Raw genomic sequence first — 12236 nt, forward strand, 5'->3', positions numbered from 1 at the left:
CCTCAGTCACCGTATGCCTCGCCTTCCCGTCGAGGGTCCGCGCCGCCGCTCAGCGATACCTTACCTTGGGCGTCGCGCGTGCGAATGATCGCCTGGATACCGCTGGTCATCTCAATCTCGCTCAGCGCATGGCCCTTGTCCTTGAGTGCCTGTTTCAACACGGGGCTGAACAAACCGCTTTCCAGTTCGGTTGCGCCATTACGGCTGCCAAAGTTGGGCAGGCTGATGGCGGCTTGCGGGTCGAGGTTCCAGTCGAGCATGGCCACCAGTGACTTGCTGACGTACTCGATGATCTGCGACCCGCCCGGCGAGCCCAGTGTGGCCAGCAGCTCACCGCTCTGGCGGTCGAACACCAGGGTCGGCGCCATGGCCGAGCGCGGGCGTTTACCGGGCTGTACGCGGTTGGCCACCGGCTGGCCGTTTTCTTCGGCAATAAACGAGAAGTCGGTCATCTGATTATTGAGTACAAAGCCCTGGACCATCAGGTGCGAGCCAAACGCGGCTTCCACCGTGGTGGTCATCGACACGGCGCCACCCCAGTCGTCCACCGCTACCACCTGCGAGGTGGAGATGCGCAGCGGCGAGCGGTCGGGGGCGTAGGCAACCTGGATACCGGCCGGCTGGCCGGGCTTGGCGATGCCCAGGCTGCGTTCACCGATCAGCGCGGCGCGTTGGGCCAGGTAGCTCGGCGCGACCAGGCCGGCCACGGGCACCGGTACAAAGTCTGCATCGGCCACATACAGCGCACGGTCGGCAAAGGCCAGGCGACCGGCTTCGGCGATCAGGTGCACGGCTTCGGGTACCGGCTCAAGGCCGGCCGGCGAAGCGCTCTTCACCGGCCTCATGGGGGCGATGGCCAGGCGTGGGTCGCGGGCCTCCAGCGCCTGCAATGTGCCCATGATCTGCGCGATGGCAATCCCGCCCGACGACGGTGGTGGCATGCCACAGATTTTCCAGCGCTTGTAATCGCTACACAGCGGCACGCGTTCCTTTGCCGCATAGCCCTTGAGGTCGGTTGCCGACAGGCTGCCTGCATTGTGGTTGCCCTGCACCTTGCGGGCGATCTCCTCGGCAATCGGGCCGTTGTACAGCGCGTCCGGCCCCTCCTGGGCGATGCGCTTGAATACGGCGGCCAGCGCCGGGTTTTTCAGCAGGGTGCCGGTGGCTTTCGGCGTGCCATCGGCATTCAAGAAATAGGCGGCCATGTCTGGCGATTGCGGGATAAAGCGGTCAGCGGCAATCAGGCTGTGCAAGCGCGGGGAAATCGCGAAGCCCTGTTCCGACAGACGAATCGCAGGCTCGAACAGCTTGGCCCATTGCAGGCGACCGGTCTTTTTGTGCGCCATTTCCAGTGCACGCAACACACCGGGCGTCGCCACCGAACGCCCGCCAATCTGCGCATCGGTAAACGCCATCGGCTGGCCGTCGGCCTTCAGGAACAAGCGCTCAGTCGCCCCGGCCGGTGCTGTCTCACGGCCGTCATACGCGTGCACGTTTTTTCCGTCCCACAGCATGATGAACGCACCACCGCCGATGCCGGACGATTGCGGTTCCACCAGGGTCAACACGGCCTGCATGGCAATCGCCGCGTCGATGGCAGACCCGCCCTGGCGCAGCATTTCACGCCCGGCCTCGGCCGCCAGCGGGTTGGCGGCGGCCGCCATATGGTGCTTGGCGTGCTGGGTGGTGAGGTCGGCGCGATAGCCCGACCCCAACTCCGGCGCCGGTGGCTGTTCGTTGACGGGGGTGTGGCAGGCCGCGAGGGCCAGGGTTGCGGCAATGATCGTCAACTGACGGCGGTAAATCGAAAACACGCGCTGAACTCCGTTCATTTTGAGAATGATCTGTTGTTCGTGGGTTACTGCGTTCTACAGGTAAATCGTGCCTTGCATATACAGCACCGCCTTGCCGGAAATAATCACCCGGTCGCCCTTGAGGACACAGCGCAACTGGCCCTTGCGCGTACCGCCTTGCTCGGCGCTCAGACTTGTTTTGCCCAGGCGCTCGGTCCAGAACGGCGCCAGCGAGGTATGCGCGGAACCGGTGACCGGGTCTTCATTGACCCCCACATTCGGCCCGAACCAACGGGAAATGAAATCAAACCGCGTGCTCTTGGCCGTCACCGCAATTCCGCGTTTGGGCAGGCCCTTGAGCTGGGCGAAGTCCGGCGTGAGCGCAGCAACCTGGGCTTCATCGTCGAGCAACACAATGTAGTCATCGGTGCCGAACACCTCGGCGCGTTCAATCCCCAGCGCGCTCAACATTCCGGCCGGCGGCTCGCACGGTTGTGGCGCTTTCGCCGGGAAGTCCATCGCCAGTTCATCGCCCTCGCGCGTTACCCGAAGCTCGCCGCTGCGGGTCGCAAACCGCAACACCTCAGGCGCATCCGCCAACGCATGAATCAACACCCACGCCGCGGCGAGCGTGGCATGGCCGCACAGGTCGACTTCGACGGTCGGGGTGAACCAGCGCAGCTCATAAAAACCGTCGCGGGGTACGAAGTAGGCGGTTTCGGACAGGTTGTTTTCGGCGGCGATGTTTTGCAGTTGCGCGTCGCTCAGCCATTCGGTCAGTGGGCACACCGCAGCGGGGTTGCCGCCGAAGGGGTGTTGGCTGAAGGCGTCGACTTGGTAGATGTCCAGTTTCACCGTGGTGTACTCCATGCGTGGTGGGAGGCTGGACACTAACAGCGGGCTCTGGGGAGCGTCAAAATACAGAAGGCGTGTTTTTTTGCGCGCATGCAAGCTGCAGGGAAGGGGGCGGCGGAGTTTTTTCTGTGTCTCAGAAAAAATGCCCCGACAGGCCGGGGCATTTTCAGGTCGCGGTTTACACAGTCCGGCGCTATTTCTGCGCGTGGTTTTGCTGGCCGCCACCGCCGATCTGCCACACGTAGGGCGGTTCGGTGCCATTGATCTCCCAGTCACCGATGATCCGCTCTTTATAGATCAATGGGTTATGTGAGGCCGCTGTGCGCGCATTGCGCCAGTGTCGGTCGAGTTGCAGGCTCGTGCGTGCGGCGGATGCGCCAAGGGCGTTGAACAGGTCGCTGGTGGCGCGAAGCACCAGATCGGCAATCACCACTTGCGCTTGGGCCGACTCCAGCTCTGCAGCAATATTGGCCTCGCGTTCGGCTTGCGCATCCTTGGCGAAGTGCGCCACGTAGGCGCGTTGTGAGGCTTGTGCGGCGCGCAGGGTAGCCGCTTCGGCCGTGTAGACCTGCGCCGAGGCCTTGCCGACCACCTGCTGCACCTGCGCATCGTCACGCACCGCCGCGGCATTGCCATGGCTGAACACCCGGGTGCGAACACGTACCTGTTGGGCCACCTCTCGCACGGCCGCCTGCCCCGACCCGACCAGGACGGCCAGCAGGGTCAGTTGGTAAAACGCCGTTTGGTATTTAAAGCGCGTGGAGAAGTCGATCAGGTGGTCGTCTTCAACCACTGCGTTTTCAAACACGGAAGTGCCGCTGCCGGTGGTGCGCTGACCGAAGCCATCCCAATCGTCGCTTTGACGCACACCCGGTTGCTGCACGCGGACCGCCGCGATCACATCGGCACCGGTGTCGTCCCGTTGGGCGTACAGGTCGATCCAGTCGGCGAACAGGCTGCCGGTGCTGTAGAACTTGGTGCCGTTGGCGACCCATTGCTCGCCCTGGCGGCTGATGCGGGTAATCACCTGGCCGATCTTCACGTCGCCGACTTCGGTCCAGGCATTGCCGACCAGCTCCCCGGCCACAAACCGCCCGAACCAGGCGTTCTGCGGGCTGAATGCCTGGGCGTTGAGGCGGTCTTCGACAAACGCAAAATGCCCGCGCAGGGCTTGTGTCACGTTGGAGTCGGCAGCCGCCAGTTCAATCAACAGTTGGAACAGTTGCGGCAGCGAGGCGCCGGCCCCGCCGAATTCGACCGGGACACGCACGGCGCCGAACCCGGCTTGCTTGAGCCATTTGATCGGTTCGAACGGCAGTGCGCGAGTGCGTTCGCGCTCGACCGCGCCCTCGGCAATACGCGCAAAGATCGGCCGAAAACGCGCGGCGAGCGCTGCGTAATCCGTACCGACAGACAGTGTGTTCAGCGTGGCGAAACTGGACATGGAATGGCTTCCTCTTCAGCGCAGATAAGCGTCAAGTCAGGTCAGAGAATTTGGACGGTTTGGTGTGATCGGTGGCGTTGGCGCCGGTTTTGAATGCACCGCGATAACGTGCCGCCGGATGGTCGTCGGCGGCATACGGCGAAGTGCCGTCGAGCAGGTTTTCGCGCAGGGTGTCGCCCTCATAGGAGGTGCGGACACGGCCCCGGCGTTGCAGCTCCGGAACGATGAACTCAACGAGGTCTTCGAACGTGCCCGGGGTGATCGCATAGGCCAGGTTGAAGCCGTCGATACCGCCGACGTCCACCCAGCGCTCCATCTCGTCGGCCACCGTTTTCGGGCCGCCCACCAACACCGGGCCTAGGCCGCCGATGCTGCGGTGTTTGATGATGTCGCGTGGCGTCCACTTGCGGTCGGGGTCGGCGGTGGCGAGCAGTTCCAGCACCGAGCGGATGCTGTCGTTGTCGATCGCCTCCAGGGGTTGGTCCGGGTCGTATTCGGAAAAGTCGATGCCGGTCCAGCCGCCATAAAACGACAACATGCCTTCGCCATTGGCATAGCTCAGGTAGTCGCGGTATTTGGCTTGCGCGGCTTCATCGCTTTCAGCGGTGATCACCGTCAACAGCGTGAACACCTTGACCGAATCACGGCTACGGCCCGCTTCCACGGCGCGGTTGCGGATGTCATCGGACACCTCGCGCGCCTGTTCTGCGGTGGCCGGGCTGATGAACACCCCTTCGGCGTGCTTGGCGGCAAAGGCGCGGCCACGGCTGGAGGCGCCGGCCTGGAAAATAACCGGGGTGCGCTGTGGCGACGGCTCGGACAAATGGATGCCCGGCACATCGTAGTATTTGCCCTTGTGACCGATCGGGTGGACTTTGCTCGGGTCGGTAAAGATCCCGCGCTCACGGTCACGCAGCACCGCGTCTTCATCCCAGGAGCCTTCCCACAGTTTGTAGGTCACGTCCAGAAACTCATCGGCGATGTCATAGCGTTCGTCGTGCGAGATCTGTTGCTTGAGGCCCAGGTTGACCGCCGCGCTGTTGAGGTATGAGGTCACCACGTTCCACGCCACGCGGCCCTTGGTCAGATGGTCGAGGGTCGAGAACTTTCGCGCCAGGGCGTAAGGCTGTTCATAGGTCAGCGCCGATGTCACGCCAAAGCCCAAGTGCTTGGTGACGGTGGCCATGGCTGGCACTTGAAAGAAGGGATCGTTGACCGGCACCTGATCGGCGTCAAGCAAGGAGGTTTCCACCGAGCCGCGATAGATGTCATAGACGCCGACGACGTCAGCGATAAACACCGAGTCGAAATAGCCGCGCTCAAGCAGCTTGGCCAACTCCACCCAGTAATCAATATCTTTGTATTTCCATGCCTGGCTGTCTGGGTGACGCCAGGTGCCCGCGGCCTGATGACTCACGCAGGTCATTTCAAACGCATTGAGGATTATGCGGGAAGCCATAGTCGATTAACTCCAGTTGTCTTGATTCATGGGGCACGCACGGCGGTTCAATCGTGGTTTAAAGGGGTGATTGCATAGTTCATGCCGAGTGCTAAAGGGCTGTAATACCTGGGTTTTTTCCGGCTTTTGGGCTGGGCGCCTATCACTGGGTAACACTTTGTTGTTTTGGTGAATGGTGGCGAACACCGACCCTGCCTGGCCGTGATCGCGAGCCTCAGGAATAGAAGCTCGGCGTTGGCGGTTTCTGCTTTAAGGCCCACTCGCCGAGTTCGCGGATGCGGTAGTCCACCGGGTCGTGCAAGGTTTGGGTCCGCAGGTTTCGCCAGTAGCGATCAAAGCGCCGCGAGGCATGGGTGGCGCGGGCGCCTGTCACCTCAAACAGCCTCGAACTCAGGTCCAGGCCCACCCGGGTGGCATGGACCTTGGCGCTGCCGATGGCCAGGGCCAGGTTCGCGCGCTCCTCGGCGCGCAGCTGTTCGCCGCGGTTCCAGGCGTTGTCGAACAACGCGTTGGCCCGTTCTGCCAGGGCGCGTACCGCCTCCAGGCCGACCCAGAACTCGCCGTAGTGGGCTAGCACATATGGGTCGTCGACCGCCCGGTCGACCTCGGACTTGAACCAGGCGCGTGCTTCGTGGGTGGTGTAGTGCTGCGCCTGCTCAAAGGCGCCTTCGGCAATGCCCAGGAACAGGTTGACGAACGTCAGTTGCGCCAACAGCGGCCGCAGCCCGGAAAACACCGTGCTCAGCGGGCCCGGGTCCAGCAGCAGTTCATCCTCGGCCACCCGCACGCGTTCGAAACGGGCGCTGCCGCTGTCGGTCTGGCGTTGGCCCATATTGTTCCAGTCGTTGAGCAGGGTAATGCCGACGCGGTCGGTAGGGATCGCGGCGATCAGCAGTTTGCCTGCGCCACTGTCCTCCAACGCCGAGGCAATCAGCCGGTCTGAGTCGCTGGCGCCGGAGCAAAAGCTCTTCATCCCGGAAAACTCCCGCCCGCCATCGATACGCGTGGCCACGGTACGGGTGTCCAGCGGGTTGAGGGCGTTGCCCCAGAACCAGCGCTGGCGGACGGTTTGTTCCAGCCAGGGCTGCCACTGATCGGGCCGCGAGAACAGGCGCACAGTGGCCAGCATCAAGTGTTGGAAACCAAACACGTGGGCCATCGAACTGTCGACCTTGGCGAACTCGCGCACGATGTTCAGCGTGTCGCTCCAACTGGCGCCGAGGCCGCCGAATTCACGGGGAATACTCAGGGTCAACAGGCCGCTGTCGCGCAGGGCATCACGCTCGCGTTTCGGCGTGCCGCCGCGCTCGTCACGCTCGGCAGCCGTACTGGCCCAGTCGGCCGCCAGGCGGCGGGCGACGAGCACAGGATCGTTGGGGGGGGTCACAGGGGAACTCCTTGAAGTTGAAAACGGCGCCGGGCCGCCCCTGGATGACGGCGGGTCCCAGCGTGTAGCGCGAGGTGTTCTACAGCCCAAACAGCCGGGCGGCATTGCCGTAGAGGACGTTGTCGAGTACCTCGGGTTTGAAACCCAGGCGCAGGACATCCTCGATGGATTGACGAATCGGGCGGAACGGATAGGACGAGCCGAACAGCAACTGCTCTGCCAGAAAGCCGTTGGCCGCCTGCACGTAGGCGTCGCTGCCGGGCTGGAACAGGTACATGTCCGGCACCAGGTAGATGTTCGGGTAGCGAAACGCCACGCCCAGCGCTTGCTGCACGTTGGGCCAGTAGCCGTGGTAGCAGACGATCGACAGCTGCGGGAACGCCCGGGCGACCTTGGCCAGGTGTTCGGGGTTGTTGAAGGCGGGGTCCGGGGTGGTCGGCCCGCTCATCAGAAACAGCGGAATGCCGTGTGCCTGCAAATGCTCGTAGATCGGCCAGTACAACGGGTCATCCGGCTGCCTGGCCGGTTCGCCAAACCCTGGCTCCAGGTCGATCCCGGCCAGGCCCAGCGCCGAGATGGCGCGCTCGATCTCGCCCAGCGCGCCGTCGATACCCTGCAGCGCCGGGTCGATGCTGGCGATGCCGAGCAACTCAGTGTGGTCGCGCACGATGCTGTGAATCAGGTCGTTGGGCAGATGCTGGCCGGGCGTGTGCCGACCGACCACCACCGCCCGGCTCAACCCGGCGTCGCGCACTTCATCGAGAAACCCCTGGGGTGTGCGCGAGCGGGCGAAGTGCTCGTCGTCGCCACGCGTGCCCACCCGCCGGTTCAGCCAGCGGGCGGTGGCGGTCTCGGCGCTGCCTGGGGTGGCGCCGAAAAAATCGTGCAGGTACGCCGGGCGGCAGCGCATATCAATCACGTTCATGCCGTGGCCTCGTCCTTGACCGATGTGTGGCCGGCCCGCACGTCGAACGCGCCGCCGGTGAGTACTTGGTCGCGGACCGTGACAGGCTGTTTGCCCAACAGTGGGAACACCAGTTCGGCAAAGCGGAAAGCCTCTTCCAGGTGCGGGTAGCCGGACAGTACAAAGCGGTCTACGCCGAGGTCGGCATATTCCTGCAGGCGCTTGGCCACGGTCTGAGGGTCGCCCACCAGCGCCGTGCCGGCGCCTCCGCGCACGAGGCCGACACCGGCCCACAGGTTGGGCGAGACCTCGAGCTTGTCGCGCTGTCCACCATGCAGGGCGGCCATGCGGCGCTGACCTTCGGAGTCCATCTTGGCGTAATTATTTTGCGCGTCGGCGATGACATCGTCATCGAGGTGGCTGATCAGTTCTTCGGCCGCCGCCCAGGCCTGCTCGTTGGTTTCACGCACGATCACATGCAGGCGCACACCGAAATGCAGCGTGCGCCCATATTTTTTCGCGCGCTCGCGCACATCGGCGATTTTCGCGGCCACGGCCGCCGGCGGTTCGCCCCAGGTCAGGTAGGCGTCGACCTGTTGGGCCGCCAGTTCATGGGCAGCAGGGGACGACCCGCCAAAATACAGGGGCGGGTGCGGTTGCTGTATGGGTTTGAAGAAGTTCTGCGCCCCTTCGACGCGCACATGCTTGCCGGTGAAATCCACCACCTCGCCACTGAGCAAGCGACGCCAAACGGTCAGGAACTCGCCAGCGGCTTCGTAGCGTTGGTCGTGGTCGAGGAAAATACCGTCGGCGGCCAACTCGGTGGCATCGCCGCCGGGTACGACGTTGAGCAGCAAGCGGCCGTTGCTGGCCTGGTCCAGTGTGGCCGCCTGACGGGCCGACGCCGTGGGGTTGCCCAGCGAGGTGCGCAGCGCCACCAGCAACTTCAGGCGATGGGTGACCGGTACCAGGCTGGCGGCGGTAATCCACGGGTCCAGGCAACTGCTGCCTGTGGGAATCAACACCCCGTCATAGCCCAGGCTCTCGGCGGCTACCGCGATTTGCTGCATGTATTTGTTGGTGGCCGGGCGGCCGCTGTCGGATCGGCCCAGATAACGGGTGTCGCCGGACGTGGGCAGAAACCAAAAGATATCAAGACTCATCAACACGCTCCTCGCTGCAAAAATAAGAAGCCCGCTGCCTTGGGTAAGGTAAGACGGCAGCAGGTTGTGCAACGCAGGGCCGGCACGGCTCTATAGAGGCGCTTGTTGGAACAAGTCTGTGGCTGTGGCCGATAGTTCCAAGAGAGCAAGCATCGTACCAATTCGTTAACTTATTGATTTATAAGGTGATGATTGGTTTGTGTGGGGCGATGACTGTCGCTGGAAGCGGGCAAGTGTTGAAACGCTGTTGCCCGGCAAACAGTTGTGCGCAAAGAGAGAAGTGTTCGCTGGGCAACAGGCTTTAAGCAGGCTGTGCCAAATCAATACATGATTGTTTCCGCAAAATGCATATAACTCGTTGATAAATAACAATTTAAATCTTGGCATGGAGACTGCAAAAGTGGCTGTATAGCACTCTGAAGGAGAGTCCCCATGGCCCAGACACTGCCGCTGGCGTTGTTACAGCAAGCCCAAACCCGAGGTTCGGCGATAGCCCTGCGCTACAAGCGCCTGGGCATCTGGCACGCCCGCAGTTGGAGCGAGTTGGCGCAGGATGTCGGCCGTCTTGCGGCAGCGCTGCATCAGCGCGGGTTCGGTCGCCACGACGATTTACTGATCATCAGCCAGGCGCGTTCCGAAGCTTTGTTGCTGGCCCTGGCCGCGCAGTGGCTGGGCGGCAGTGTCACGTTGCTGGACCCCGAACGCGACAACCGCGCATTGCTGGCCCGCCTGCGACCGAGCTTCGTGCTGGCCGAAGCCCTGGATGCCGTGCAGCAGGTCCGGCATGCCGATCTTCCACCCCGTGTGCTGCTGTTCCTCGACGGGCGCGGCCTGAATGCCGGTGAAGGGAAGGGGTTGAGCGCTTACGCCGATTTGTTCTCTGGCGTGGCGGCGGAACCGCCGGTCTGCGCGACTGAACCGGCGGCTATCGCCTTCGTGTTCCATGCCGATACGCACGGGCCTTCCCTACGGTTGAGCCATGCGCAGCTGCTGGGGGGCGCCCGCAAGCTGGTAGCGCGCGAGCACCTGAGCGGCGCCGAAGAAGCCTTGGCGGCCCGTGTGTTCGCCGCCAGCGGTCAGGCGCGTTACCTGCTGGCGCCCTGGCTCTGCGCCGGGTTCTGCCTGAATTTCCCGGAAGCCATGGCCACGCGCGACACCGACCGCCGTGAGTTGGGGCCAACCCTGGTGCTGGGCACGCGTGAGTCCTATGCCCGTCTGGAGCAGTGGGCGCGAGAGCGTCTGCCGTTACCCGGCACGCTCGGTCATCGGTTGTACCGCTGGGCGATGGTGCCGGACGCGCAGGCTTTCCGCCGCTGGCTCGGCTACTGGCTGATCCGCAGACCCTTGCTCGATGTGTTGGGCATGAGCCGCCTGCGCGTGCCGTTGCTGGTCGGGCCCGCGCTGAGCCAAGAGAGCGCCGCTTTTTTTGGTGCCCTGGGCATCCACCCAGGCAACTGGCAGGAACCTTCCGCCCGGCAGGAACCTGCCGATACCCGCATCCCCCTGATTTCTCAATCCGTCTGACGAGCCCCATGAGCGCAACCACTGAATCCGAATTACTGCGGCTCGATGACATCTCCCTGTCGTTCAAGGGGGTCAAGGCCATTACCTCCATCAGTTTCGCCGTGAAGGCCGGGGAAATCTGTGCATTGATCGGCCCCAACGGCGCGGGCAAAAGTTCGCTGCTCAATGTGATCAACGGCGTCTACCAGGCCCAGAGCGGCATTGTCACCTATGCCGGACAGGCCCGGCGGCGTATGCGCCCGCACCAGGCCGCCGAGCGCGGTATTGCGCGGACCTTTCAAAACATCGCGCTGTTCAAGGGCATGAGCGTGCTCGACAACGTGCTGACCGGCCGCAACCTCAAGCTCCGCAGCAGTTGGATCGAGCAGGTGCTGCGCCTGGGCCGTGCGCCTCGCGAGGACGACGAGCAGCGCCGTCGCGCGGAAAAAATCATCGAGTTCCTGCGCATCCACCCCTGGCGCCATGTGCTGGTGGGCAAGCTGCCTTACGGCTTGCAGAAACGTGTCGAACTGGCCCGCGCCCTGGCCGCTGAGCCGAGGTTGCTGCTGCTGGATGAACCCATGGCCGGCATGAACGCTGAAGAGAAGGACGAGATGAGCCAATTCATCCGTGACATCAACCGCGAGTTCGGCACCACCGTGGTGCTGATCGAACACGACATCGGGGTGGTCATGGGCTTGTGCGACCACGTGGTCGTGCTCGATTACGGCCGCAAGATCGGTGATGGCACGCCCGAGCAAGTGCGTGCCAATCCCGATGTGATTGCCGCTTACCTGGGCACGCGGCGTTCCCGTGCGGAGAGCCACTGAACATGCAATTTTTCTTCGAAGTGCTGATTGGCGGGCTGCTGGCGGGCGTCATGTACTCCCTGGTGGCAATTGGTTTTGTCCTGATCTACAAGGCTTCCGGCGTGTTCAATTTCGCCCAGGGGTCGATGGTGCTGTTCGCCGCGCTGACCTTTGTCAGCCTGCTCGAACGCGGCTTCCCGTTCGCGTGGGCGTTTGTCATCACGCTGGCGAGCATGGTGGTGCTGGCGTTGCTGATCGAAAAAATGGTGCTGCGGCCCCTGGTCAATCGAGCACCGATCATCCTGTTCATGGCCACGCTCGGGCTGTCCTACATGATCGAAGGTTTTGCGCAGTTTCTATGGGGGGCTCAAGTCCACGGTCTGGAATTGGGCATCGCCGATGAGCCGCTGGAAATCCGCGGCATGTTGCTCTCGCAATTCGACCTGTTTGCTGCCGGAACGGCGGCCACTTTGGTGATCGCCTTGTCGCTGCTGTTCAACCGGACCCGAGTCGGTTTGTCGCTGCGCGCGGTTGCCGATGATCCGTTGGCGTCCCTGGCCGTGGGCATCCGCCTGCCACGCATCTGGGCGCTGGTGTGGGCGGTGGCAGGTTTTGTCGGGCTGGTGGCCGGGTTGCTCTGGGGCGCTCGTCTGGGGGTGCAGTTTTCCTTGTCATTGGTGGTGCTCAAGGCCTTGCCGGTGTTGATCATCGGCGGTTTTTCCTCCATCGGCGGGGCGATTGTCGGTGGGCTGATCATCGGTGCGGCGGAAAAAGTCGCGGAGATTTACCTCGGCCCGGTCATCGGCAGCGGCATCGAAAACTGGGTGCCTTACGTCCTCGCCTTGCTGTTTCTGTTGGTGCGGCCTGCCGGGTTGTTCGGCGAGCGGGCGATCGAACGGGTCTGATTTTTTTCAAGGAA

At 63.2% G+C, this 12236-nt stretch carries 10 protein-coding genes; 3 read left to right on the forward strand and 7 right to left on the reverse strand.

Going from position 1 to position 12236, the window contains the following annotated elements:
* Positions 1-2: 2 nt before the first annotated feature.
* From ggt to ssuD, 7 genes are all read right to left on the reverse strand, one after another.
* Entirely contained in the window at positions 3-1832 is a 1830-nt protein-coding gene (gene ggt, locus ACODSV_RS21010; protein WP_150095169.1) for a gamma-glutamyltransferase, read from the reverse strand.
* Between the two features lie 36 nt (positions 1833-1868).
* Complete coding sequence (locus ACODSV_RS21015) at positions 1869-2648, reverse strand: PhzF family phenazine biosynthesis protein (protein ID WP_150095170.1); 780 nt, start codon at positions 2646-2648, stop codon at positions 1869-1871.
* A gap of 193 nt (positions 2649-2841) precedes the next feature.
* On the reverse strand, positions 2842-4092 hold the full coding sequence (locus ACODSV_RS21020) for an acyl-CoA dehydrogenase family protein (RefSeq protein WP_150056210.1): 1251 nt from the start codon (positions 4090-4092) through the stop codon (positions 2842-2844).
* A gap of 31 nt (positions 4093-4123) precedes the next feature.
* A complete protein-coding gene (locus tag ACODSV_RS21025) occupies positions 4124-5551 on the reverse strand; it encodes an LLM class flavin-dependent oxidoreductase (RefSeq protein WP_024073243.1) in 1428 nt (475 codons plus the stop codon).
* Between the two features lie 214 nt (positions 5552-5765).
* Positions 5766-6938, reverse strand: coding sequence for an acyl-CoA dehydrogenase family protein (locus ACODSV_RS21030; protein ID WP_454843099.1), 1173 nt, complete (start codon positions 6936-6938; stop codon positions 5766-5768).
* Between the two features lie 79 nt (positions 6939-7017).
* Positions 7018-7863: an amidohydrolase family protein gene (locus ACODSV_RS21035; RefSeq protein WP_102624499.1), complete on the reverse strand. Its 846-nt coding sequence runs from the start codon at positions 7861-7863 to the stop codon at positions 7018-7020.
* A complete protein-coding gene (ssuD, locus tag ACODSV_RS21040) occupies positions 7860-9005 on the reverse strand; it encodes an FMNH2-dependent alkanesulfonate monooxygenase (RefSeq protein ID WP_024073246.1) in 1146 nt (381 codons plus the stop codon). The genes ACODSV_RS21035 and ssuD overlap by 4 nt, the downstream gene beginning before the upstream one ends.
* A 432-nt stretch (positions 9006-9437) precedes the next feature.
* On the opposite strand from ssuD, the gene ACODSV_RS21045 reads away from it, so the two are divergent.
* From ACODSV_RS21045 to ACODSV_RS21055, 3 genes are read left to right on the forward strand one after another with little or no spacing between them, the layout of a single operon-like run.
* Positions 9438-10529, forward strand: coding sequence for an AMP-binding protein (locus ACODSV_RS21045; protein WP_069075229.1), 1092 nt, complete (start codon positions 9438-9440; stop codon positions 10527-10529).
* Positions 10530-10537: 8 nt separating this feature from the next.
* The gene (locus ACODSV_RS21050; protein ID WP_102624498.1) at positions 10538-11338 is read left to right on the forward strand and encodes an ABC transporter ATP-binding protein; all 801 of its coding nucleotides are present in this window, start codon (positions 10538-10540) and stop codon (positions 11336-11338) included.
* Positions 11339-11340: 2 nt separating this feature from the next.
* On the forward strand, positions 11341-12222 hold the full coding sequence (locus ACODSV_RS21055; protein WP_102624497.1) for a branched-chain amino acid ABC transporter permease: 882 nt from the start codon (positions 11341-11343) through the stop codon (positions 12220-12222).
* Positions 12223-12236: the final 14 nt, after the last annotated feature.

This window comes from Pseudomonas sp. FG86, from assembly GCF_057808775.1.